The 23,270-nt window shown below is 39.9% G+C and carries 24 protein-coding genes and 2 pseudogenes; 21 read left to right on the top strand and 5 right to left on the bottom strand.

All coding sequences use genetic code 11. From position 1 onward, the window contains the following. The first annotated feature begins 50 nt into the window (after positions 1-50). From LI091_RS09045 to LI091_RS09000, 10 genes and pseudogenes are all read left to right on the top strand, one after another. Entirely contained in the window at positions 51-1,169 is a 1,119-nt protein-coding gene (locus LI091_RS09045) for a tyrosine-type recombinase/integrase (RefSeq protein WP_015533399.1), read from the top strand. A 12-nt stretch (positions 1,170-1,181) separates the two neighbouring features. After that, positions 1,182-2,933, top strand: a complete 1,752-nt coding sequence (locus LI091_RS09040) for a tyrosine-type recombinase/integrase (protein WP_044921292.1) — start codon at positions 1,182-1,184, stop codon at positions 2,931-2,933. Then, positions 2,926-4,443: a tyrosine-type recombinase/integrase gene (locus LI091_RS09035; RefSeq protein ID WP_015535740.1), complete on the top strand. Its 1,518-nt coding sequence runs from the start codon at positions 2,926-2,928 to the stop codon at positions 4,441-4,443. Before LI091_RS09040 ends, LI091_RS09035 begins: the two co-directional genes overlap by 8 nt. Then, a complete protein-coding gene (locus LI091_RS09030) occupies positions 4,409-4,792 on the top strand; it encodes a DUF6262 family protein (protein WP_015533403.1) in 384 nt (127 codons plus the stop codon). Before LI091_RS09035 ends, LI091_RS09030 begins: the two co-directional genes overlap by 35 nt. 286 nt (positions 4,793-5,078) lie before the next feature. Further along, positions 5,079-5,501: a cupin domain-containing protein gene (locus tag LI091_RS09025; RefSeq protein WP_265191092.1), complete on the top strand. Its 423-nt coding sequence runs from the start codon at positions 5,079-5,081 to the stop codon at positions 5,499-5,501. Positions 5,502-5,526: 25 nt separating this feature from the next. Further along, a pseudogene (locus tag LI091_RS09020) lies at positions 5,527-5,841 on the top strand (carboxymuconolactone decarboxylase family protein); the annotation flags it as partial. 127 nt (positions 5,842-5,968) lie between these two features. After that, positions 5,969-6,235, top strand: a pseudogene (locus LI091_RS09015) (cupin domain-containing protein); the annotation flags it as partial. Further along, positions 6,225-6,401: a helix-turn-helix domain-containing protein gene (locus tag LI091_RS09010; protein WP_265191091.1), complete on the top strand. Its 177-nt coding sequence runs from the start codon at positions 6,225-6,227 to the stop codon at positions 6,399-6,401. The pseudogene LI091_RS09015 and the gene LI091_RS09010, both read left to right, overlap by 11 nt. Positions 6,402-6,962: 561 nt before the next feature. Next, positions 6,963-7,385, top strand: coding sequence for a MarR family winged helix-turn-helix transcriptional regulator (locus LI091_RS09005; RefSeq protein WP_265191089.1), 423 nt, complete (start codon positions 6,963-6,965; stop codon positions 7,383-7,385). A 14-nt stretch (positions 7,386-7,399) separates the two neighbouring features. Further along, positions 7,400-8,683: a cytidylate kinase family protein gene (locus LI091_RS09000; RefSeq protein WP_265191088.1), complete on the top strand. Its 1,284-nt coding sequence runs from the start codon at positions 7,400-7,402 to the stop codon at positions 8,681-8,683. A gap of 151 nt (positions 8,684-8,834) precedes the next feature. Here the strand turns inward: LI091_RS09000 and LI091_RS18750 are convergent, their stop codons facing one another. Beyond that, positions 8,835-9,065: a helix-turn-helix transcriptional regulator gene (locus LI091_RS18750; RefSeq protein ID WP_442860777.1), complete on the bottom strand. Its 231-nt coding sequence runs from the start codon at positions 9,063-9,065 to the stop codon at positions 8,835-8,837. A 236-nt stretch (positions 9,066-9,301) separates the two neighbouring features. Next, on the bottom strand, positions 9,302-9,757 hold the full coding sequence (locus LI091_RS08990) for an Rrf2 family transcriptional regulator (protein ID WP_265191086.1): 456 nt from the start codon (positions 9,755-9,757) through the stop codon (positions 9,302-9,304). A 390-nt stretch (positions 9,758-10,147) separates the two neighbouring features. Between LI091_RS08990 and LI091_RS08985 the strand changes: the two genes are divergently transcribed. Next, positions 10,148-10,774 carry a DUF3786 domain-containing protein gene (locus tag LI091_RS08985; protein WP_265191084.1) on the top strand — a complete coding sequence of 209 codons (627 nt, stop codon included), beginning with the start codon at positions 10,148-10,150 and terminating at the stop codon, positions 10,772-10,774. On the opposite strand, the gene LI091_RS08980 is transcribed toward LI091_RS08985, so the two are convergent. After that, positions 10,696-11,343, bottom strand: coding sequence for a TetR/AcrR family transcriptional regulator (locus LI091_RS08980; RefSeq protein WP_265191082.1), 648 nt, complete (start codon positions 11,341-11,343; stop codon positions 10,696-10,698). The genes LI091_RS08985 and LI091_RS08980 overlap by 79 nt on opposite strands. A 168-nt stretch (positions 11,344-11,511) precedes the next feature. Here LI091_RS08980 and LI091_RS08975 point away from each other — a divergent pair, with 168 nt between their 5' ends. The 5 genes from LI091_RS08975 to LI091_RS08955 all read left to right on the top strand — a co-directional run bounded on the left by LI091_RS08975 (position 11,512) and on the right by LI091_RS08955 (position 15,705). Continuing rightward, on the top strand, positions 11,512-12,282 hold the full coding sequence (locus LI091_RS08975) for an ATP-binding protein (RefSeq protein ID WP_015524503.1): 771 nt from the start codon (positions 11,512-11,514) through the stop codon (positions 12,280-12,282). An 85-nt stretch (positions 12,283-12,367) separates the two neighbouring features. Further along, on the top strand, positions 12,368-13,300 hold the full coding sequence (locus LI091_RS08970) for an AAA family ATPase (protein ID WP_265191080.1): 933 nt from the start codon (positions 12,368-12,370) through the stop codon (positions 13,298-13,300). Positions 13,301-13,306: 6 nt separating this feature from the next. Beyond that, entirely contained in the window at positions 13,307-15,124 is a 1,818-nt protein-coding gene (locus tag LI091_RS08965; RefSeq protein ID WP_265191078.1) for a cobaltochelatase CobT-related protein, read from the top strand. 16 nt (positions 15,125-15,140) lie between these two features. Further along, entirely contained in the window at positions 15,141-15,335 is a 195-nt protein-coding gene (locus LI091_RS08960; RefSeq protein WP_059085501.1) for a hypothetical protein, read from the top strand. Positions 15,336-15,357: 22 nt separating this feature from the next. Further along, entirely contained in the window at positions 15,358-15,705 is a 348-nt protein-coding gene (locus LI091_RS08955) for a nucleotide-binding protein (protein WP_330383230.1), read from the top strand. 226 nt (positions 15,706-15,931) lie between these two features. Here the strand turns inward: LI091_RS08955 and LI091_RS08950 are convergent, their stop codons facing one another. Next, the gene (locus LI091_RS08950) at positions 15,932-17,080 is read right to left on the bottom strand and encodes an SLC13 family permease (protein WP_059085502.1); all 1,149 of its coding nucleotides are present in this window, start codon (positions 17,078-17,080) and stop codon (positions 15,932-15,934) included. A gap of 651 nt (positions 17,081-17,731) precedes the next feature. On the opposite strand from LI091_RS08950, the gene LI091_RS08945 reads away from it, so the two are divergent. After that, a complete protein-coding gene (locus LI091_RS08945) occupies positions 17,732-18,487 on the top strand; it encodes a helix-turn-helix domain-containing protein (RefSeq protein WP_320442619.1) in 756 nt (251 codons plus the stop codon). Here LI091_RS08945 and LI091_RS08940 read toward each other — a convergent pair. Continuing rightward, positions 18,460-19,797, bottom strand: a complete 1,338-nt coding sequence (locus tag LI091_RS08940) for an MATE family efflux transporter (protein ID WP_059085505.1) — start codon at positions 19,795-19,797, stop codon at positions 18,460-18,462. The two genes, LI091_RS08945 and LI091_RS08940, sit on opposite strands and share 28 nt — an antisense overlap. A gap of 781 nt (positions 19,798-20,578) precedes the next feature. On the opposite strand from LI091_RS08940, the gene LI091_RS08935 reads away from it, so the two are divergent. The 4 genes from LI091_RS08935 to LI091_RS08920 all read left to right on the top strand — a co-directional run bounded on the left by LI091_RS08935 (position 20,579) and on the right by LI091_RS08920 (position 23,250). Beyond that, positions 20,579-20,788, top strand: a complete 210-nt coding sequence (locus LI091_RS08935) for an excisionase (protein ID WP_044963320.1) — start codon at positions 20,579-20,581, stop codon at positions 20,786-20,788. Between the two features lie 109 nt (positions 20,789-20,897). After that, positions 20,898-21,107 (top strand): excisionase, encoded by a 210-nt coding sequence (locus LI091_RS08930; protein WP_044941017.1) that lies wholly within the window; start codon positions 20,898-20,900, stop codon positions 21,105-21,107. Next, complete coding sequence (locus LI091_RS08925; protein ID WP_059085506.1) at positions 21,107-22,387, top strand: site-specific integrase; 1,281 nt, start codon at positions 21,107-21,109, stop codon at positions 22,385-22,387. The genes LI091_RS08930 and LI091_RS08925 overlap by 1 nt, the downstream gene beginning before the upstream one ends. Before the next feature lie 134 nt (positions 22,388-22,521). Next, positions 22,522-23,250, top strand: a complete 729-nt coding sequence (locus LI091_RS08920) for a hypothetical protein (protein ID WP_199874098.1) — start codon at positions 22,522-22,524, stop codon at positions 23,248-23,250. Positions 23,251-23,270: the final 20 nt, after the last annotated feature.

The raw sequence follows: 23,270 nt of genomic DNA, 5'->3' as shown, positions 1-23,270 counted from the left end.
ATGAGTTGGGTATACTGTGTATAGCGTTAGAGGAAAGGAAGTGAGCAGGAATGAGACGATATGAACTGGAAAAAGAAAGAGAGGGTTCCACCGTTTATTTCTTTATCAGAGATGTGGAAACACTGGATATCGTCCTGCTTCCAACCAAATATCTGATGCACAAGATACGGAGTAAATGTTCACCGAATACGGTGCGGCGCTCCGCACTTGCAATCCTGTACTATCTGGAATACATCCATGAAAAGAAAAAGGAATTGACAGACGTATATCAAATGCCTTATGTTGAACAGACAAATCACTTTGTGGAATTTTTATACTGGCTGAAAGCCGGGAAGCATACCAGAGATAAAAATCACAGATCTCCAAACAATGGAACCTGCAACGCATACTTAAGAGATGTGTTCAGGTTCTATCTTTTTATAGAAGAAGAGTACCAGCAGTTCGGGGAGCTGAAAGTCCTGTCCTATAATTATTTTGTAGCCGTGGATGCAGTAGGCGTAAAGAAAAGCATACGATCAAAGAGTTTCAAAGGCTATTTAAAAGAGGAAGAGCATAAGGCGAGAGCAGCAAAGAAAGATGAAATTGTGGAAATCTTGAAAGCGTGTACCAATATAAGAGATCGGCTTCTCATGCTGCTTCTGGCAGAGACAGGCTACCGAATCGGTGAGATCTTAGGAATTGATTACAGTAAGGACATTGATTATCAGAACCACATAATCCGGGTATATTTCCGTGAGGACAATGAAAATGGAGCGAGAGCAAAGAATGCAGAATACCGAAGTGCGAAGATCAGCAAAGATACCTTCGGCTTTTTAAATCTGTATATCGCAGAGTACCGAAAACTACTTCAGCACCAGACAAGCCTGTTTGTGAATATTTCCGGGGATAATATCGGAAAACCAATGAACGTGGAAGCAGTATACTCCATGCTAAAAAGAATGGATAAGAAAACAGGGATTAAGATCACGCCTCATATGCTCCGGCATTACTTTGGAAATGAGCGGAGAAAAGCAGGATGGTCGCTGGAACTGATACAGCTGGCCTATGGACACCGCCACATCCAGACAACCATCAATTATCTGGACATTGTGGATGATGAACTGCTGGATGCCAGCCAGGAATTCTACGAGAAACACTCCTCCCTGTATGGGATTGAGGAATTGCTATAGGAGGTGGTTTTTATGCCTGTGTTTTTACAGTCTTTTATAGAGGCAGAACAAGAACGGAGCAGGCGGATTGAGCAGCTACGAAAAGAAATCCGGGAGTTTGCAAAAGAGGAAGCAGGAAGTTCCATTACAGAACAGATTCTGCTGTTTCTGGCAGATGAGATGGTAGAACATCTTTCGGAAATAGATTATGAACTGCGAATGAAATTTGAATTATACATAACACCGCTGATAAAGCGAAATTACATTTACCGATATACCGGAACGTTCGACCGGATACGGCAGGCGTACATCCGGGAACGGATGAAAACTCCGGCTGGACAGAGGGAATGTGAATGGAAATATAAAAATGAAATACTTTTTGTTCCATACCACTCAGATCCTGTAATCGTAAAGAGTGTGGAAACGGTACGGTGTCGGAGCAACATGGTCTGGAATTTTAAAGCGGCAGCCAGTGAGAAACTGAAACGTCAGATTTTTACCGTGCTGGAATATATTCTGGAGAATTATGAAATTTCCAGACTGAGGGAATATAAACTGACCGGGCTACAGCTTTTTTACGAATTTTGCATCCGGGAGCAGATTACAGATATCCAGCTTCTGGAGCTGGAACAGGAAACAGCATTTCAGGACTACCTGAAGCAGAAAGTCGAGAAAGAGCAACGGCGAAAACGACTGAAGAGCATTGTGGAAACTGCCCGTAAAGTGATTTTTATAGAAACTGATGAAACAAGATGGGATGCTACCATCTGGTATTTAGAGCGGTTTCGTATTGCCAAAGAAAGAATAAACCAGAGTGACAGTATAGAAAAAATATCATTTCAGGAAGTTCTACAGCCCAAGAATCGATTGCTGCTTCAGGAATATATGAAGTACGAAATTGGAATCGGAGAACTGGCGCTCAGTACGGTGTACGAAAGATTCCGAACCATTCGAAATTTTTTGCAGGAGATCAGCGAACTGGAAGTTACCAAGTGTGATGCTAGCCTGATTGATGTATATTTAAAGAATTTGCAGAATGGTGCTATGGGAGCAAAGACATTTAATACCAATGTTTCGGGAATACAGTTTTTTATGAAATTTCTGGAAGTAAAGGGGTATATAAAAAAGGTTCCGTTTTATGCATCGTATTACTTGGAAAAACAGATCCCAGTCCACCATGACAGAAGTGTGGAAGAGGATGTGTATATGGAAATTATCCAAAACCTCTCACAGTTTCCTGAACACCTGAGAATGATGTTTTTACATCTCTGGTGTGTAGGACTCCGGATCAGTGAGGTCTGCACCTTAAAAGGGGATGCGTATTATATCCAGAATGGTGACTGCTGGATGAAGGTCTACCAGGTGAAAATGAAAAATTATAAAAGGGTTCCCATTCCGGTAACATTGTATCGTCTGATGCAGGTTTATCTGAAAAAGCACCCTACCAAAAAAGAAGCATACATTTTTCGGAATCGGAAAGGTGGAGCATTTTCCAAAAGCACCTTCATGGGGCAGATGAAAAAATACTGCTCCCAGATAGGCATACAGAATGGAGAATATATTTTTAAGTCTCATGATTACCGACATACCGTAGCAACCAATTTTTATGAGCATGGCGTATCAATCCAAAGCATCCGGGACTATCTGGGACATACGTTTGAGGAAATGACCATGCAGTATATAGATTATATGCCAAGAAAAATTGCTAAAGAAAATGACGCATACTTTGAGGAAGAGGAAAACAGCCTGCTTGCCTGTATGCAGAAAGGAGAGAAGCATGGATAATAAACTGAAATTCCAACAACTGGAATGTTATAAGCTGGCTACCGATGAGCAAAAGGAAAAGCTGAATAAGGAACAATATTTTGATCTGGATAAACTGCCGGGAAACCAGCTTCAGACAGAATTTGTCGAATACATTTACTACCGTGGAACGCAGGTATCCATCCTGACCATAAAAAGGGAAAGGCATTATTTTAACAGCTTATGTGAATTTTTTCAGAAGTCATCCCATCAGGAAAACAGCCTGCTTGACAGAGAAAAAGACTTCTGGATAAAGCAGTTGAAAATGTGGATGATACAAAACGGTAGGGCTTTGACGAAGCATAAAGTGACGAACATTCAGACTGAATCGGTGGAAAAAGCTGCCCTGATCCGGTATTTTGAAAGCCTTCTGGAATTTACACTGGACCGATCAGAAACCAATGAGCTGGCAAAGGATATCTGGCATCTGGAAAGGCTTCCGCTTATCCTGCGGACAAATCCGATTGTCAACCATAAGACACTAAATTTCAGAGGAATCCGGCAACCAGATATTCGGGAAGAAGTAAAAAAAGCAATTTACCATCATCTGAAAACCGAAGCCCTTGGCAGTATAAAACGTGAACTGTCCGCAATGAATAAATTTTCAAAGTATTTGGATGAAAAGCATTCCAAGATCAGCACCTGCGAAGAGATTGACCGGGAGATCATAGAACAATTTTTAATCAACATCAAGGTAGAATCAAACGGAGGGAATGGCATCCGGGATGACCTGCTAAAGCTTCGAAATGTGCTGGAAACAATCGGAAAAATTTATGATTTTCCACATCTTACAAAACTGTTTTTAAAATCTGATTTTCCGCCAGAACGGAAAGCAGAATTCAAATCTTATTCGGACAGTGAGCTGAAAAGACTGAATGCCCAGATTGTAAAAATGGAAGAGCAGATAGCAAGGGCAATGATCATCCACCAGATGCTTGGAACCAGAATTTCCGACACGCTGACCTTGCGGAAAGACTGCCTTTATAAACATGACCGTCAGGATATGATTATCATATACCAGCCGAAAACAAGAAGATATGAAAAACCGATCAGCCGGGAGCTGGCACAGCTGATTGGAAAGGCAGTCAGTTATGCAAATGAGCATTATCCTGAAAGCATTTATATCTTTGCGGACGAGAACAAACCGGAGAGACCAATCAGTTACCAAACCTTGCAGGATAAAGTGCTTCGAATGATCTATGAAAAAGATATCCGAGATGACAGCGGGAAATTATTCGGATTTGGAACGCATATGTTCCGGCACTGTTATGGGGTAAAGCTGACAGAACTCCATGTGGATGATTGGACCATAGCAAAGCTCCTGGGTCATAAAGGAGTGAAAAGCGTCCAGTACTACCGGAAAATGAGCAATCAGCGACTGGCAGATGAGACAAGGGAAGTAAGAAATCTTATGTCACAGATTATCTTAGCAAATCTGGACGGATGGGGAGAAGAATATGAGCAAATACGACAAGATGCTGGAATTGAATAAAAGAAAGAGCGAAGAAAAAGTGGAACGGGCAGTCCTGACAATACGGACAATGGTGTTGGAGAGAGAAAAGGTGTCCGTACCAGCACTGATGCAAAAGACTGGTTTATCTAGAGGATTCTTTTACAAGAATCCGATTGTAAGAGGTGAGATTGATGCAGCAATGGAACAGCAGGCTGGTATGGTGGATCCAAGGAGAAACATTATCAGTCAGGCGATGGAAGCGGAAATGAATCTGCTCCGGCAACAGCTACAGAAACTGAAAAGCGAAAATGAGAATCTAATAAAGGAAAACCAGAAGTTAAAAAAAGCACTATCCAAGAAAGAGTTGAATCTTATCAAACAGATTTAAGCTATATCATAATGCAAAGTAGGTCTGCCAGAATACAGCAGATCTGTTTTGCATTGTGATATAGAAACAGATTATGCTTAAAAGGCATTAAGCAACCCATAATAATGGGTATTGGACATAGAAAGCAATATGGGAGTATGATGATACCGATAAGAAATAGAGTGTACCTGAAATGCAAACTGTCACAGAAAAATTATGAACTTTATGTAAAAAGTTGCAAAATCTATTGACCTAGAGCTTACTTCAGGTTGTACCATAAAATAAAAAGAGCAAGGAGGAATTTTTTATGGATATCGAACAGATGAAAAAAGACTTAGGTGGAGGTAACGTATTTCCAATCGGTGAAGAAAACGTAGCATTCGCAAAGTATTTTACAGGTGAATGCTATTTGAATATGCTTACAACAGAGAGAGTACCAGTTGGTCTGGTTACTTTCGCTCCGGGAACAATCAATGCATACCACATCCATCATAAAGGTGGACAGATCCTTCTGGTTACTGGTGGAAGAGGATGGTACCAGGAAGAAGGAAAACCAACTCGTAAATTGAAAGCTGGAGATGTAGTAAATATTTCACCAGAAGTAAAACACTGGCACGGGGCAGCGAAAGACAGCTGGTTCCAGCATCTGGCTGTTGAAGTTCCAGCAGAGGGAGCTTCCAACGAATGGCTGGAGTTTTTACCGGAAGAAGAGTATAACAAATTACCATAAATAAGAAAGATGGAGGTTTGATATCATGGCAAAGATCACACAGATAGCAGGAAGAAATGCTCTGGGAACATTTGCACCAGATTTTGCACATTTTAACGATGACATTCTTTTCGGAGAGAACTGGAATAACGAAGATATTGATTTAAAAACAAGAAGTATCATCACAGTTGTAGCACTGATGGCACAGGGAATCACAGATTCCTCTTTGAAATTCCATTTACAGAATGCAAAGGATCATGGGGTAACACAGAAAGAGATCGCAGCAATCATCACTCACGTAGCATTCTATGCAGGCTGGCCAAAAGGCTGGGCAGTCTTTAATCTTGCAAAAGAGGTTTGGAATGAGGACGAAGCAGAGAAATAACCTGGCAGAAACTGCTCGTCATGAAAGGGTCGCACAAAACACAGACGTGTATGCCGTTAAAGCCCGTAACTATAAGGGATTGCGGAGGGGTAGTCCAGTTTTTTGCAGGAATAACTGGCATATTCATCATGCAAAAAGCGGAGGCGGACAGATTCTTATCTGCATTGCAGGACGTGGATACTATCAGGAAGAAGGAAAAGAAGCAGTAGAAATGAAACCCGGAGATTGTGTCAATATTCCGGCAGAAGTAAAACACTGGCATGGAGCAGCACCAGATGAATGGTTTTCACATCTGGCAATTGAAGTACCGGGAGAAAAAACATCATCCGAATGGTGTGAAACAGTAACGGATGAGATATATGGAAAATAAACTTGATGCAGTCCAGTACTATCAGGATCACAAAGATCTCGGAATACGTGGATGTGCAGAAAATCTTGGCATCGGATACAGCACATTAACAAAATGGCTGAAAGACTTCCGGGAATCAGGTGATATTCCTGTTCATGGTTCTGGTAATTATGCATCTGATGAGTAGAAGGAAATTGCCCGTCTCAGACGTGAATTACGTGATGCCCAAGATGCACTTGATGTGTTAAAAAAAGCAATCAACATTCTGGGAAAATGACGGAAGTCATTTATTTTGAAGTGTCTGAGAAGACGGAAGCTGCCAAAAAGGCTGGACGCCGGGTTTCCGTCTCCGGGATGTTGAAATTTTTAGGTGTCTCTCGCTCAGGCTTACATGTAAGTATAGATGATGTTTGGGATGCAACATGATAGAAGAGCTGTAAGATTTTGAAAAGAAAATCTTATGGCTTTTTTTGCAAACAAATAGAAGAGGAAAATAGTGCTAAAATGTAAAAAAATATTTTACAATAATAAAAAAGAAAAATGCTGATGAGGTATCAATTACGATTTAGTTTGAGCTAATATCATGGTATTACCCTGAAACAAAGACACTATATTCTCAAGAGGGTAATACATTGTACAAGATTCCAATATACTAAAAAAGTTATTGACATACACCACAAATATAGTTATGATTCTAAATGTTTGAATTATAACTATTTATATGATAAAAGAAGGAGCTAAATAATAAATGGATGATTCATTTCACTACCTGTCTATGATAAACCATATGACTGTCCAGAAAAAACTAATGGAACAGCTGGCAGACACAGGCCTTACCTTGGGACAGCCCAAAGTATTGGATTACCTGAAAGATCACGATGGTGCCAGCCAGAAAGAGATTGCGGCAGGATGCCTCATCGAGGCAGGATCTTTAACGTCCATTTTGAACCGTATGGAAGAAAAAGGTCTGATCGAAAGAAAAATGCTCAATGGAAACCGTCGTACTTTTCATATTTTTATGACAGAATCCGGAAAGAAAAATCAGAAGTTTGTGGAGGAGGCTTTTAAGAAAATAGAAAAAACTGCATTAAATGGTATTTCCGTAGAAGAGCAGAAGTTGTTTATGGATATTTTTTGCCGGATCTATCGAAATCTTGCAGATATGAAATGAGGAGGAAATAAAAAATGGAGAAACTAAAACGATATTTAATATTTCTGGTGGGATTATTTGTAAACTCCCTGGGAGTCAGTCTGATCACAAAGGCAAACCTAGGAACATCCCCGATTTCATCAATTCCTTACGTATTAAGTCTTAATTTTCCATTTACACTTGGAAACTTTACCATCTTTTTCAGTATCTTTCTGATCGCACTGCAGTTGATCATCCTGAGAAAGAACTTTAAATTGGAGCACATCCTTCAGATTCCGGTATCCATCATATTTGGATATTTTATTGATCTTACCATGATTCTTTTTTCCTGGGTCAATCCGGAAGCGTACATCATGAAGATTGTATATCTTCTCATGGGATGTCTGATTCTTGGCGTAGGTGTATATATGGAGGTCTTGGCAGACGTTGTCATGCTTCCGGGAGAATCTTTTGTCCGTGCTATTGTTCTTACATGGAAAACAAATTTCGGAACAACCAAGATTTGTTTTGATGTATCCATGTCAGTGATCGCTGCTGTACTTTCTTTCGTATTTGCAGGAAGACTGGCTGGTGTAAGAGAAGGTACCGTTATTGCTGCCCTTCTGGTAGGCTTTATCGCCAGACTCATCGGTAAGAAACTTGTATTCCTGAAAGATATGATTTTCCCGGAAAGCGTATCTGCAGAAAACGAGAACGAAGCAAAAGAACAGACAGCAGGAACTTATGGAAAAAATGTTATCGCCATTGGAAGACAGTTTGGAAGTGGCGGCCACGATATTGGCAAGATTCTTGCAGAAAAGTTGGGATATGATTTTTATGATGCGGAGATTATCCAGATGACAGCAGGAACCACCGGATACACACCGGAATTCGTTAAGAAAAAAGAGGAGATCATGACAAACAGCCTTCTCTATGATCTGGTCAATCAGATGTACCTGAATACAGACAGGCAGGATGAAGCGCCGAAGGATAAAATTTTCGAGGCAGAATGTCAGGTTGTACGTAATCTTGCGAAAAAAGGCAACTGCGTGATAGTAGGCCGTTGTGCAGATTACGTTCTCAGAAATTCCGGAAATTGTCTGAAAGTATTTTTTTCAGCGCCTCTTATGAGCAGAATTAGAAGAGTAGCACAGAGACAGAATATCTCCGAGGGAGAAGCCAAAGCTACGGTTCAGAAAAATGAAAAACTCCGTGCAGATAACTACCGTTATTACACCCGCCGTATGTGGGGTGCAGCCGGAAACTTTGATCTTAGCCTGAATACAGATTTGGGAGAAGAATATATTGAGAACTGCATCCGCAGTGCTATGAAACTGTAAAAATATATAAAGCCTTATAATATTTGTCGTAAATGATATAGCCCCTTAAGGAACAGTCAATCTAAAAATCATATTTGAGGGACATATCATTTGCAGTAATATTATAAGGCTTTTTCTTTTCTACTGTATACAGATAAGACACATACAGGACTTATAAAGTATTTCGGTATTCCGCTGGTGTCATATGGAACTTTTTCTCAAAAATTTTATAAAAATGCGTAATGTTGGAATAACCGATCTCTTCCATGACAGTAGTAATAGAACGATCAGGCTGCTTTAATATTTCCGCCGCTCTGGACAGACGGATATTCTGGATAAGAGAAGAAAAAGTCTGTCCCGTATAATTTTTTAGGATAAAAAGCAGGAATCCTTGGCAATTCAATTACCGAGATGAAAGCGTAAACTGTGCATGTCTACACTCATAATAAATGAAAAGATTGCAGAAAAGTACAACACAACACCAGAAGAGGTACGCAGAGAAATGCAGATAGCCATAGATGCAGGATTTGATAATCCTGATCCGGCTGTGCAGGAAGTATTTATGGGAAACCTGAATCCGGTCATAAAGAAGGTGAACCGGATGTAGTAGGAACATTTTCCGTAAATCGGGATGAAAATTTAACCGTGATGGCTAACCGGGGAGATATTGAGGATTGATGTTCGCTGATAATAGGTATCTATGATATCCTGTAAAGTAATCATATTCATTTTTTCTTCAACAGTTTTTTGGATTTCATTATAGAATTCCTGTAAAGATAACTGAATATTAATGCCAACGCCGCAATCAGGGTTGGTATGAGTATCTAAATGGAGCAGCGGCTTCTCGCCTTCAACTGCTTTATAAATATCCAGCAATGTAATCTGATCTGCTGGTTTTGAAAGAGAAGGACGGGCATGTCCGGCTACACTGGTCATAAGTCCGGCTTTTTTTAGTTTTAACATAAGCTGGCGTACAAAGCCGGGATTTGTATGGACACTTTCTGCAATTGAGGCACTGGAGAGAGATTTTTCCTGATTGATAGCAATCAGAACCATCACATGAACAGTATCGCTTAATTTTGTTGAATATTTCATGATAAGAAACTCCTTATAGTATGATATAATGATTTTTCTTCACATTTTGAGACAAAAATATTTCTGGTTTGTCTAAAACATTTCAAGTTCTCAACAGTTCTTTTTAATGTGTTGAGAAACTGTGCATATTTATTATTTTGATGATTGTAAATAATATAATTACAACTATAATGAAATTTAAAGGAAAAGTCAACACAGTAATGAAACTTACGGAGGAGTGTATAATATGCTAATCGTAGACAAATCTATGAAACTATGACTGAGGTAATGAGTTTTGTCCAGGAATGGATAAAAGAGAATCCGGACAAAGTTAGATTTATGAGAACATTAAAATCCTTGTATAAACATTGATTATTACATGATACTATAAATGTTCACAAAGGAGAGCTTATGGAATACAAAAATCAAACAGAAAATCGTGCATTTCAGGAAATGTTGCAGGCAGCAGTAAAACGGCTGCAAAATCGTTCCGGAGAGGATCTTGCTGCAAAAAGTGGGGCTGTTTTTCATAGCAGTCGAAATGTGCTTGAAGTACTGAGTTTTTATGAAACGATTGAAATTCAACTCCCTGAGTTTCGTATTAACTCAAACATGGACGAATGGCATTATCTGACATTGCTGCATTATCTGGATATGGCCGATGGAATAGAAGGTTCACAGAAGCTCATTACTTTTGGTAACCTGAAAGATGGATTGATTCGAGGAACCAAGTTTGACCGGACTGCAGAGCAGAAACTGGAAAAGCTTTTGCAGGATAAAGATCCTGAGAAAATTCAGAAAGCATGTAAAAACCTGGGTGCAGAATTCACAGAGACAAAGGCGGATTTGTGTGCTGTTTTTCCAGTTCTGCCAAGATATCCGGTAACTTTAAAGATATGGTTTGCAGATGAAGAATTTCCTGCATCTGGCAAAATATTTCTTCAGGATCATGCCGATCATTATCTGAGTGTAGAAGATGCGGTAACAGTTGGAGAAATTTTGCTGCAAAAATTATCGGAAGCATTTTCTTCCCTCTGATCATGGATCAGAAAACTTTCCAGTCCGGCTTTGATAAATTTGTCAATTGTTGTCTGAATCTGTTTCCAGTCATTACAGTGATTGCGTAGCATCAGCCTGTTGATGGAAAGGCAGCCATTCATTTGAAAATAAAAAACCGATTCTGCCTGCTCAAAGGTCAGGAGGCTGTGTGACATAAGCCAGGTCACATAGCCTTCTTTTGTATTTTCTGCTAATTTTTCCAGAAGAACGGGGGCAATTGCATCATCCAGAAACAGTGCCCTGTATTGTGATTCCATCTGTATTTTCTGACAGAACGGATAGGAACAGCTTTTTTGATTTAGACAGAATAAATGATCTACAGTTGTTAACATATCCTGAGTCATATCATTAAAAATATCTGATAATACATCATGGATATCGTAGTAATGAAGATAAAAAGTGCCACGGTTGATTTCAGCATTTTTGCAGATCTCTGTAACTGTAATTTTCGTAAAACTCTTCTGCTTTAACAATTCTAAGAACGTATCTTTTATGGTTTGCCTGGTATAGCGGGTACGGCGATCTTGTTTTCTCGTTTTTTCTGACATTATATACTCCTGTATTATTTGGTATCATATGATTCCTCAACAATTTTTCTGATGTGTTGAGTAGCCATACAAATCTCACAGATTGATTATTGTAATTTATATAGTAACAACTATAATGAGATTTAAAGAAAAAGTCAACAGATTGTTCAGAATTTTAGGAGGAAAAACATGGGACATGTAATTGCTGTATCAGGAAAAGGCGGTGTAGGGAAAACAACCCTTTGTGGATTGTTGATTCAATATTTATGTGAAAATGGAAAACATCCGGTTTTAGCTGTAGATGCAGATGCAAATGCGAATTTGAATGAAGTGCTCGGCGTTGAACCGGAGATTACACTCGGAGAACTGAGAGAAGAGATTGAACGTGCAGGAGTTGATCCACGATATCAGATTCCGACAGGAATAACAAAACAGGCTTATCTGGAAATGCGTCTCTCCGATGCAATTGCAGAAGAAGATGATTATGATTTGATGGTAATGGGGCGAACCCAGGGACAGGGCTGCTATTGTTTTGTAAATGGTCTTGTGCAGACCCAGGTTCAGAAACTGCAAAGCCATTATCCATATATTGTGGTTGATAACGAAGCAGGTATGGAACATATCAGCAGAGGAATCCTGCCAATGATGGAAGTTGCGATTCTTGTAAGTGACTGTTCCAGAAGAGGTGTTCAGGCGGCCGGACGTATTGCAAAGCTGATGAAGGAGTTAAACTTTAAACCACAGAAAACCGGATTGATCGTGAATCGTGTTCCAGATGGAAAACTGGATGCCGGAACTCTGGAAGAAATCCGAAATCAGGGACTGGAACTGTTAGGGGTTGTACCACATGATGACCAGGTATATCAGTATGACTGTGATGGAAAGCCGATCATACGGCTTCCGAAAGATTCTCCTGTAAGAAGTGCACTGGGAGAAATTGTAAAGAAGTTAGGATTGTGAGTTGGAGGATTGAAAGTTTGAAGATTGAGTAAACAGAAATATTATCTGATTTGGTATAACCAATTGTAAAGAAAGGAAAATCCTCATGAGAAATCATTGGACAGAAATAGAAAAATATTTAGAAGACCAGAAGATAGCGCAGGAACTGATTGGAGAACTGAGAGATTTTCACATGCGTTATGAGGTAAAGGATCAGGTAAAGGAACGGGTAGAAAAACCGGATATCCTATTTTATGGGAAAAAGATTCTGGAAATGTCAATAGCAGCGCTTCTTCAGGGAGATAACCTGTTACTTTCCGGTGCGAAAGCTACAGGAAAAAATGTACTATGCGAGACACTGGCATGGATATTCGGAAGACCGGAATACGACATTTCTTTTCATATAAATACAGACAGTGCCGATCTGATCGGAACGGATACCTTTATAAATAATGAGGTTTGCCTTCGGAAAGGCCCCATCTACCAATGCGCGGAATTTGGAGGATTTGGAATCCTGGACGAAATCAATATGGCAAAAAATGATGCGGTTTCTGTATTGCATGCCACACTGGATCATCGGCGCAGAATTGATATTTCAGGATATAACAGGATTTTACTTCATCCGGCAACACGATTTATCGGCACGATGAATTATGGTTACGCAGGTACCAGAGAGCTAAATGAAGCATTGGTTTCAAGGTTTATGGTAATTGATATGCCTGAAATGGATGAGGATAGTGTCCTTTTTGTATTAAGACAACATTTTCCAGATGGGAAAAAAAGTGCACTGAAAGCCTTTGCAGGACTGTTTCTGGATTTGCAGATCAAAGCTTATCATGGAGAAATCTCAACAAAATCTCTTGACCTGAGAGGATTGGTTTCTGCTGTAAAAGCAACAAGAAGCGGACTTTCTCCAATTGATGCAATCCAGATGGGGATCATAAATAAAAGTTTTGATGTATTTGAAAAAGAGATCGTAGAAGATGTGGTTTCTACCAGAATCCCATCTTCCTGGACCGGAAAAGATATATGGGGGTAAGCTTGTATGGAGGATGTCAGATGGCCGGTGGAACAACTGGAAGAACATCGTCTGGAGATCAGCAATCGTATCAGAAATCTTTTTTGGACAGTCAGTGGTGATTATGATATGGAATTTGAACCGGATACAGAAAAATATGTTTATTCAAAACAAACGGTTCTGTATGAGGCAGTGAAGCAGGGTGCCTTTGTACGATATTTTGATCAGAAGAAACTTGGCATGTATTTGATGAAAAAAATACATTTTTCTGCTGGAGAAGATATGCTTTTGCCTCTTGCCGGATTATGCATGGATGCTGCAGTGAATCGTTTTATCATGCGAGAACGTTTGGGAACAAAGGAAATCAGAGAACGGGCGTTCAGAGAATTGGAAAAGGCCGAGGAAGAGCAGGGATCAGACAAAGCTGGAACAGACCTGATTCACAGGATTAGGCTTCTGTATATAAGGCATGTTCTGGAGAACACAGACGATGAGGGAATGGATCCACAGGCAGAGATTGCATTGTACAAGATTCTTTCTTTGAAGGATGCGGAAAATACGGAAGAGGTCATAAACGTGATAGATGAGATTTATAATCATGTTCTGGATCCCTCTTTTGAAAAAAGGAATGGAAATCTGGAGAAGATTCTGAATTTACCGGATATGGCATTGGCCAATGACGCGTGGCAGGAATGCATGACGGATGAACAGATGGAAGACATCATTCAAAAATATCTTTCTAATCTCAAAAAAAAGATGATGAGTCTGGATATCAGAAACAAAAAGAAAAAAAGATTTTATTTCTCTCCAGAAAATGAAGAAGTTCCGGAAAACTCGGAGAATATAAATCCACAGGCAGTGCGACGGATACGTGAATATGTGGAACTGAATTACGGAAAATCGTATCTAAGTGAATCGGAGCAGGCCAGAGTCAACCGTAAATTTTGTACAGGAATCCACAAAAACTGTATCCTGTATCTTACAGATGGAATTTTACAGAACCCTTTGATAAAAAATAATCAATACCGTTTTTCACAGCTGCAGTTTGAAAAAAATAAAGCCTATTATGGAAATAATCACTGGATCATCAAAAGAAATATTTCTGTGTTGGCAGAGTCACTGAAACGGGCATTTATAATCCGAAAGGATGATTTTGTCAGCAGATCTGATGCGGGGCAGCTTGTTCCTGAAAGGTTATGGAAAATTGGAAGAACAGACGATGACAAGTTATTTAATAGAAAAAAGAGATCAGAAGATTCTGAGTTTGTAATAGACGTCCTGATTGATTCCAGTGGTTCTCAAGCTGGCAGACAGGCTCAGGTAGCGGCGCAGGGATATATTATCAGTGAAGCATTAAGCCAGGCAGGAATTCCTCATCGGGTGACAGGATACTGTGCTTTCTGGGGATATACAGTACTTCAGAGATTTCGGGATTATGAAGATCCAAGGGAAACAAATGAAAGAATCTTTCAATTTCGGGCATATGCCAATAACAGAGATGGGCTTGCCCTGAAAACCGTTTGTTCTTCTCTCATGGAGCGACCGGAAAAAAATAAGATTTTAATCGTATTAAGTGATGGAAAACCATGTGATATGAGCATACAACGACCAGGAACCCGCCAGCCCAAGATCTATGATGGAGAAGGAGCTGTGAAAGATACTGCATATGAGGTACGTCGGGCCAGAAATCAGGGAATTTTCGTAATTGGTATTTTTGTAGGGAATGAAGAAGAACTCTCCGTGGAAAAGAGAATCTATGGAAAAGACTTTGCCTATATTCGTAATATCAGCAATTTTTCCCGTATGGTAGGAACTTTTTTGCGAAGACAAATTGATATGGAATGAAAATGGAGGAATCACTATGGGTAAAATTGGATTTGCCAATTGCCAGGATGTAAGAAATCAGAAAAAGATACGGGAATTAGATTGTCCACGCTGTCATGAACCGGGAGGTATTGAAGCCTTTGTGAAAGACGGGATACTTGCAGAGGATGGAGTATGTGATAACTGCGGATATATTCTTCCAGAAGGAACAGAACTGGAGGAAGTGGAGTAAGAAGCATTTAAGGAGACAACAGATGAAAATTGCTGTAACTGGAAAAGGCGGAGTAGGGAAAACCACGATATCTGCAGTATTAGCACGGCTGTATGCAGAAGAAGGGAAAAAAGTATTTGCTGTAGATGTGGATCCAGATGCAAATCTTGGACTTGCACTGGGTTTTTCAGAGGAAGAACTGGAGAGTATTACGCCTATCAGTAAAATGAGAAGGTTGATCGAGGAGAGAACAGGTGCAGATAAAAGTAATACTTTTTATAAAGTCAATCCAAAAGTGGATGATATTCCTGAAATTTACGGAAAAGAAAATAATGGTGTTCGACTTCTGGTTCTGGGAACTGGTCCTATGTCAAGATTTAGTACAAGTTAAAAAAACAAAATATCTGCTGTTGGAGCAAACTCATTATACATCAGAAAGCCCTGTACGATATTTTTTTATGAAAAAGTTGTAAAGTGGTGTAAAGATTAATGATCTTTGTATTGGCACCGAAAATATATTTATTTCTCCGCGGCTTTTCTTCCAGGATGTGAGAGTGCCGCGGAGAATTTTTTGCGAAGAAAGAATTGCTATAGCTTTTGTAATTCCGGGAAAACCTTTATCTAAGAAAAAAATACAATATTAACATGAATATCATGAATATAATATTGGAGGCTGTGAATATTCCCAAATACTTCCCTCTCAGATTCCTGTTTTCTTTTGCAATATATTTGAAACTTATCAGGCTTGCCATGGATGCAATCAGAGTGCCGAGACCTCCAATATTGGTTCCGACAATTAAAGCCCGGCAATTATCTGTAAAGCCGGATAAAAGAAGCGCAGCGGGAACATTGCTCATAATCTGACTGGCAAGAACAGCAGTAAGTGTTTCCCTTCCTGCCATGATTCTTTCCAGAAAACTGCTGAATTGCGGAATCCTTCCAAGGTTGTCGATAAAAATAAATAATGCGATAAAGGTGGCAAGCAGGGAGTAATCCACCCTGCTTATATTTTCCCTGTTTCTTAGCAGCATATATATAAGAACCAATACAAGAGGAATCTGGTATGGAATGATACGTGCAACAGTGAGCAGGCAGATTGTAAATAAGATCAGGTAAGCGGCCAGGTATTCCATGTTAAGTTCTTTTCTGTCAGAGAATCCCAAAAGAGTTTTATCTTTTTCGGAACCGCATACGTGAGGTGCTTTGGCAGCGGCTACCTGTATCCATATCAGAAGAAGGATAAGTGCTGTGGCGGAATAGGGAAGCATCAGGGTTATTAATTCTGCCGCGGACATCCCTGCTCTGGCATATAGATAAAGGTTCTGCGGATTTCCGATTGGTGTGAGCATGCTTCCGAGATTAGCAGCGATTGTCTGCATGGCTACAATTTTAAGAAGCCAGTAATTGCCCAGTTCCTTTGGCAGTTTATGCACAATGATCAGTGCAAGAGGAACAAAAGTAATCAATGCCACATCATTGGTGATCACCATTGACAGGAAGAAACATAAGAGTACCAACAGCCTGATCACACCCACAGTTCCCGATGTTCCCATAAGCAATTTTTTGGCAAGTATATCAAAAACACCAACAGCCTTCAAACCAGCTACAATTGCCATCAAACAGAAGAGGAGCCCGAGAGTCCTGAAATCGATATAAGTAAAATAAGCCTTATCCGGTCTGACCCAGAACATAGAAAGAAGCGCCAGGATCACTGCAATTGACAAAACGGTTTCTTTCCTGAAAAAAACATATAATTTTTGTAACATAATATTTCCTTTCCGGTCTGATACGACCGCGCATAAGTATATCACAGAAACATCCAGAAAAAAAGAATATCATTTTGTATTGTGGATTGTGTTTGCGATTACCGCCACATTCCTGTATAATAAAAATGTTATCAATGGCGACATCATTTCAAAAGTTCAGAATATGAAAGGAAAACGTTTTGGAAGAACTATACAGAAAATATCAGGGAAAAACAATAAAAGATGACTATGGGAAAAAATTCCAAGGAATTTATAGATTTTGCAAATGACATGAAAAATAGCATGAAAATTAATGCCGCAAAATATGGATTAAGGCTTATTACCTTTGAGACGGGGCATTACGATATGTGCGGATATTTTAAGGACAACGAAACAAAAAAAGTATGCATATTTTTCATTCCATGAATGCAGGAACCACCCCATAGATTTCGACATGATGAACTCTAAGGGATTTCTCGTCCGTTCTGCAAAAGGATTGAACGATTGCACTGGAGGATATAACAACTTTACGGCGTATCTGCGTCATCAGAATCTTTATGCGATAAAAGAAAAGTGCCAGCACGGATCCATTCAGGTTCCATACAGTTACTATGACTGCGGTATACCGGATTATTTTACGAGTGTACCGCTGCACTGGCACAGTGAAATGGAATTAAATTACATAAAATCTGGAAATGTTTTTTCAAATACGAGGATCAGACCATCTCTGCCAAACCAGGAGACATCTTTCTGATCCAGCCCAACGTCCTTCATGCTATCATGTCGGATGAGCACAGCTCTTTTTTTTATGATACCATTGTTTTTCATCAGAATATGTTGGTGGGAAGTTACGATGACCGTTGTTATACAGATATTCTGCTGCCGATCTTTTCTTCCAGACGAAGAGTTCTGGTCCCTGTATTTCAGGAACCACCGGGGTATCATGAACTCCATGATTCGGTCCGGACTATTATGCAGTGTGCGCACAAAAATCTTGCAACGTCTGATCTGTTACTGAAAAGCGAACTGCTTCGCTTATTTTATCTGCTGGCATCGACACCGGGACTCTGCACCGAACACACGGTTTCGACAGAATCTCGGATGACCGAAACACTTCGGCCTGTTCTCACTTATATACAGAAACATCATTCTGAATCTGTCACCATAGAGCAGCTGGCAAAGATCGCTCATATGAGCAGCAGTTACTTTATGAGCTGTTTCAAACAGAATTTCGGTCTCGAAGCCATTGAATATCTGAATCAGGTACGTATCCGATCAGCATGCGATCTTCTGCGCAATACGGATCGCAGTATCTCCGACATTGCTTTCGATACCGGATTTCATAACCTTTCAAATTTCAATCGACAGTTTCGCACCAAGGTAGGATGTTCTCCTCAGACTTACCGAAAAGAATCCGTTCTTTCCTGATAGATCCAGTAAGTGATCATCAACATGATCCAGGCGCCGATCCAGGCAGATACTTCTGCCAGAGCAACACCACGAAAAGCCAGATATGGAGTCAGTAGCTTTACCATGACCACTCGAAGAGACACTTCCAGGACTCCTGAAAGCATCGGAACAAACGTATGTCCCATGCCCTGACACCCGTTGCGGAACACAAACAGCCATCCCAGAGGAAACAGACAGATGCCAGTAACCGCCAGAAAATCTCTTGTGTAAGAAATAATCGACGCATCATTCAACATGAAAGAAGTCAGAAACTCAGGAATACACAGCAACATCAAAGCCAGTGGAATATTTATCAGGATCGTCAGGATAACTCCTTCCCGGATACCGGTACGTATCCGCTCCTTTTTTCCGGCACCATAATTCTGTCCCACAAAAGTAAGAAGTGCCAGGCCCACTGTATTTGCCGGCTGTTCAAAAAGACTGAGGATCTTGGTGCATGCCGCATAGGCAGCCACATAGCTTGTTCCCATATTGTTGACAAATGTCTGCAACACCATTCCACCCACTGCAGTGACAGAATTCATAACGGCAACAGGCAGACCTTTCAATGTCAGTCTTTTGATGATTACACTCTGTGGTTTCCAGTCCGTTTTTTTCGGAATCAGATTTTTTTCCCTTCCTATGTAGTAACAGCAGTAAAGCGCAGACAGAACCTGTGCCAGAACAGTGGCTAACGCTGCGCCAAAAACACCCATATGCAGCGGAAAAACGAATAACAGATCCATCAGAACATTAGCAATGGCGGAAATTATCATTGCAACCAGAGGCACCCGGCTGTTTCCGACGGAACGCAGAAGTGTCATGGTAAAATTATTAAAAATTGTAATGGTGGTTCCCGCAAGAATTGTTCCGAAATATTGCAGTGTTTCCGTCATCAGATCTTCCGGTGTATGGAGAAATGTAAATAATTGCCGCATGAAGGCCAGACTTACCACTGTGATCACAATCCCAATAGCCAGACAGATCCAGACAGACATTGCCAGCTCCTTACGAAGTTTTTCATAATTGCCACTTCCAAAAGACTGAGAAATACAGATTCCCAATCCTCCTGTCAGCCCAATTGCGAAACCAATGATCAGAAAATGTACGGAACCGGTATTTCCGACTGCTGCAAGTGCCGTATCGCCAATTCCTTTTCCCACCACCATAGAGTCTGCAAAGCTGTATAACTGCTGAAACAGATTTCCTGCCAGGATCGGCAGAAAAAACTGTACCAGTAAACGCATGCAGTTTCCCTGCGTCATATCATTTGTCGTGTTCTTACCCATTATGTTACCTCCTGATGTCTAAACGGTACTCTCCAAATACTGTCTGCTTTTAGCCAGTATTTTACTACTGAAATGATACTTTTTCTATGACATTACTATGCTGAAATATTAGCAGAAAGTTTCTTGTTTAAATTTTTTATGATGTTTTCAGAGTTATCTTTTGAATAATATCTCATTTTTGCTGCCGATAAATAGTCCATAATAATACCTCCTCTTCAAAATTAATTCTATCATAAAATGACATATAAATCTAATAAAGATATGCTTAAAAGACAAGAGTTCATAATGATTAGTGAACATCATAATATTTTTAGAGTAGCATCCAAATATCACAAACCGATTTGATGAGGAGAAAATACCAGAGCAAGATCCACCCGTGTATTACAGTATTGTCATTTTGACAATTTTGTATTACTTACGAGTAGCAGACCTTGATTGGGATTACGTCCCCATACCCACGTGAAAATATAATTGCTGGCAATTATATTTTAGCAGATATGCAGGCATATCTGGATAAGCGTCACAGACAACAAAATAAGGAAATTTTGATAAGGCATTCACCTGGAATAGGTGAGTGTTTTTTTGTTTTTAAGTATTCAATTAACCGAAAAAATAAAAAAATTTTCCTCAGGGGGCTGTAAAAATGCCTCTCAGCGTTTCGTATTAATGAAAGGGTATTTTTTGCAGGAAAAATAAAAAATTTTCATCAAAAAATGACAAAAAAGGAAAAATAGTACAAAGGAGTCAGCTGTGTGACCACCTTGTCGGAAGGAGAGATACTATGAATGCAGAAAGCAATGAAATGCTTCCTGTTAGTGAGAAGTATATGCTCACCATCAAGGAGGCAGCAGCTTATTTTAATATTGGTATAAAGAAACTGAGAAGAATTGCAGAGGATAACCTTGGAACGGTGGCGGTGTACTGTGGAAACCGATTCCTCATTATCCGCCCGAAGTTCGAAGAATTTATTCTTAATTCTTCAGAAATATAGTTCCTTTTATCTGCCGAAAGTAGTTGCTATTACAGGGCATAAGAGCGAACATAGGATGACCCCGAAAACCCTTGAAAACAGCCACTTTTGGCAGAAAGGAAGTACTTTTATGGCAAGACCAAGTTTAGCAGAAAAGGATATTTTGAATCCTTCTGAGGCAATTGAATATTTTGTTCTGAGCCGGAGAAAATTTTATGATTTATTGAATAATACGGATGGGGAAGATTTTCTAGCATACTACGGAGAACGCAAGCTGATTCTTCGTGTAGCCTTTGAAAGGTATCTGCGTAACCATCCAGAACTAAGGAGGCGGGTATAATGGCAAAGGCAGGAAGAGGACAGACAAGGCGGGATTCCAAACGCAGGGTTCTCAGGCCGGGAGAGAGCGTAAGGGCAGATGGAAAATATCAATATAAATATCACATTGATGGAAAACCACATTTTGTATACAGTTGGAAACTGGAACCTACGGATAAACTTCCAAAGGGCAAAAAGCCATGCCTTTCCCTTCGTGAGTTGGAAAAACAGGTAAACACAGATTTGGATATGCTTGTAAATATCGTGGACGGGCAGATGACTGTCTGTGAACTGGTAGACCGTTATCTGAAAACCAAAACAGGAGTAAGGCAGAGCACCAAGCAGGGATATGTTACAATGCAGAGATTACTTGCAAAGGAATCTTTCGGGAAAAAGACAATCCGAAGTGTGAAAACATCGGATGCCAAGTTATTTCTCATCAAGCTGCAACAGGAAGATGGAAAAAGCTACAGTTCCATTCATACCATCCGGGGAGTGCTGCGACCAGCTTTTCAGATGGCTGTGGATGATGACATTTTGGTAAAGAATCCATTCGGATTTCAGCTTGCCGGAGTATTGGTAAATGACGCAGTCACAAGAGAGGCAATCACAAAAGATCAGATGCGAAAGTTTCTGAAGTTTGTGCATGACGATGTGGTGTACTGCAAATACTATGAAGTGGTGTACATACTCTTTCATACGGGAATGCGAATATCGGAATTTTGTGGACTGACGCTGAAGGACATTGATCTTGAGAACAGAACTGTGAATATTGACCACCAGTTGCAGAGACCATCGGATATGCGGTATATCATAGAAACCACAAAGACAGATGCCGGAACAAGAGTACTGCCAATCATAGAGGATGTGGCACAGATGTTTCAGGCAATCATCGAGGACAGAAATGCACCAAAAGTGGAGAAATCTATAGATGGATATAGAGGATTCCTATTTTACGATGAGAATGGAATGCCACTTGTGGCAATGCATTGGCAGCACCGATTCAACCACATGGTCGGCAGATACAATGATATCTATCGGGTGCAGATGCCTAATATTACACCTCATGTATGCCGACATACCTATTGCAGCAATATGGCAAAATCAGGAATGAATCCCAAGACACTGCAGTACCTTATGGGGCATTCGGATATATCAGTTACGATGAATGTCTACACGCATATCAGCTTTGATGATGCTGAGGAAGAACTGAAACGAATGGAAGAGTTTAGGAAGGCACAGGCGGAGGTTGAGCAGAAGAAAGAGAAACCGATGTCGCAGAAGATGTTTAAGGTAGTTTAATATGGAAAAGAGATGACGCTCCGGCTTAGGCTGGGGCGTTTTTTGAGTGGAAAAAAATTGCTTATACATATATAATGAAACTGGTGGTTTTCTGCGATTTTAGGGAAATAATATAAAAGATTGGAGTGAAAAGCTTGGTATATAACGAATTTATTAGGTGTGAAGTCTGCGGATGTATAACAAGAATTAGATTGCAGGTTGGATGGCTTGATGAGCATCCTATTGCTGTAACTTGCGGAAAATGTGGTATATCATTAAAAGGAAAAGTAAAGATTGGACAAGATACCTTGGGGCTTAAATTTGAATTTGAAAATGCTGAAAGAGTTAATGCCGCTCCAACAACTATTCCAGATTACGTAGTAGAGTGTTCAGGAGAATTCACAACAATTAAGATGTGTGATGGATGGTGCCTACAGGAAAATTTTATTACACCATTTATAAGATATCAGCAGAAAAGTGGTGATTTTGATAATTATAAGAGTTTTGGAAATAGTGTGAATACGCTAAAACAAACGGCTAGTAGATGGCCTCAATATAAACGTGTTTTACAATTGTATAAAAATGGAAATCAAGAATATCTTAAACAAGAGATAAAGAAACTATTTCCAGAAGAATATATTATGTGTAGAAATGAACTTGAAATAATGAGAGCAGTTCGCATGATTGAAGTTCATGGATTCCTGTCACCGCTAAAACCAGTCATATTGGATTTTCCACAAATTGGATCTGATATTCTGAAATTAGATAAAGAAAAAATGAATTGTCTTATAGAATATCTTAATACACACGATGGATATTCGTTAAAACAGATGCAGGAACAGATTAATAGTAAGCGTCAAATAAAACAGTGTATAGAAAAATAACCGTCAGCCTTTTATACTAA

It is taken from the genome of Blautia sp. MSK20_18 (assembly GCF_020553125.1).
GTDB lineage: Bacteria > Bacillota > Clostridia > Lachnospirales > Lachnospiraceae > Blautia_A > Blautia_A fusiformis.
This window is presented reverse-complemented; position numbering and strand designations above follow the sequence as displayed.

What these genes read in the sequence shown, in the direction of transcription:
- LI091_RS08940 (WP_059085505.1), bottom strand. Translation starts at nt 19,797, where the DNA reads ATGGGTAAGAACACGACAAATGATATGACGCAGGGAAACTGCATGCGT.
- LI091_RS08985 (WP_265191084.1), top strand. Translation starts at nt 10,148, where the DNA reads ATGGAATACAAAAATCAAACAGAAAATCGTGCATTTCAGGAAATGTTG.
- LI091_RS08980 (WP_265191082.1), bottom strand. Translation starts at nt 11,343, where the DNA reads ATGTCAGAAAAAACGAGAAAACAAGATCGCCGTACCCGCTATACCAGG.
- LI091_RS09000 (WP_265191088.1), top strand. Translation starts at nt 7,400, where the DNA reads ATGGAGAAACTAAAACGATATTTAATATTTCTGGTGGGATTATTTGTA.
- LI091_RS09010 (WP_265191091.1), top strand. Translation starts at nt 6,225, where the DNA reads ATGGAAAATAAACTTGATGCAGTCCAGTACTATCAGGATCACAAAGAT.
- LI091_RS08925 (WP_059085506.1), top strand. Translation starts at nt 21,107, where the DNA reads ATGGCAAAGGCAGGAAGAGGACAGACAAGGCGGGATTCCAAACGCAGG.
- LI091_RS09040 (WP_044921292.1), top strand. Translation starts at nt 1,182, where the DNA reads ATGCCTGTGTTTTTACAGTCTTTTATAGAGGCAGAACAAGAACGGAGC.
- LI091_RS08955 (WP_330383230.1), top strand. Translation starts at nt 15,358, where the DNA reads ATGAAAATTGCTGTAACTGGAAAAGGCGGAGTAGGGAAAACCACGATA.
- LI091_RS09045 (WP_015533399.1), top strand. Translation starts at nt 51, where the DNA reads ATGAGACGATATGAACTGGAAAAAGAAAGAGAGGGTTCCACCGTTTAT.
- LI091_RS08960 (WP_059085501.1), top strand. Translation starts at nt 15,141, where the DNA reads ATGGGTAAAATTGGATTTGCCAATTGCCAGGATGTAAGAAATCAGAAA.
- LI091_RS08990 (WP_265191086.1), bottom strand. Translation starts at nt 9,757, where the DNA reads ATGAAATATTCAACAAAATTAAGCGATACTGTTCATGTGATGGTTCTG.
- LI091_RS08935 (WP_044963320.1), top strand. Translation starts at nt 20,579, where the DNA reads ATGAATGCAGAAAGCAATGAAATGCTTCCTGTTAGTGAGAAGTATATG.
- LI091_RS08930 (WP_044941017.1), top strand. Translation starts at nt 20,898, where the DNA reads ATGGCAAGACCAAGTTTAGCAGAAAAGGATATTTTGAATCCTTCTGAG.
- LI091_RS08965 (WP_265191078.1), top strand. Translation starts at nt 13,307, where the DNA reads ATGGAGGATGTCAGATGGCCGGTGGAACAACTGGAAGAACATCGTCTG.
- LI091_RS08975 (WP_015524503.1), top strand. Translation starts at nt 11,512, where the DNA reads ATGGGACATGTAATTGCTGTATCAGGAAAAGGCGGTGTAGGGAAAACA.
- LI091_RS08950 (WP_059085502.1), bottom strand. Translation starts at nt 17,080, where the DNA reads ATGTTACAAAAATTATATGTTTTTTTCAGGAAAGAAACCGTTTTGTCA.
- LI091_RS09030 (WP_015533403.1), top strand. Translation starts at nt 4,409, where the DNA reads ATGAGCAAATACGACAAGATGCTGGAATTGAATAAAAGAAAGAGCGAA.
- LI091_RS09025 (WP_265191092.1), top strand. Translation starts at nt 5,079, where the DNA reads ATGGATATCGAACAGATGAAAAAAGACTTAGGTGGAGGTAACGTATTT.
- LI091_RS08970 (WP_265191080.1), top strand. Translation starts at nt 12,368, where the DNA reads ATGAGAAATCATTGGACAGAAATAGAAAAATATTTAGAAGACCAGAAG.
- LI091_RS09035 (WP_015535740.1), top strand. Translation starts at nt 2,926, where the DNA reads ATGGATAATAAACTGAAATTCCAACAACTGGAATGTTATAAGCTGGCT.
- LI091_RS09005 (WP_265191089.1), top strand. Translation starts at nt 6,963, where the DNA reads ATGGATGATTCATTTCACTACCTGTCTATGATAAACCATATGACTGTC.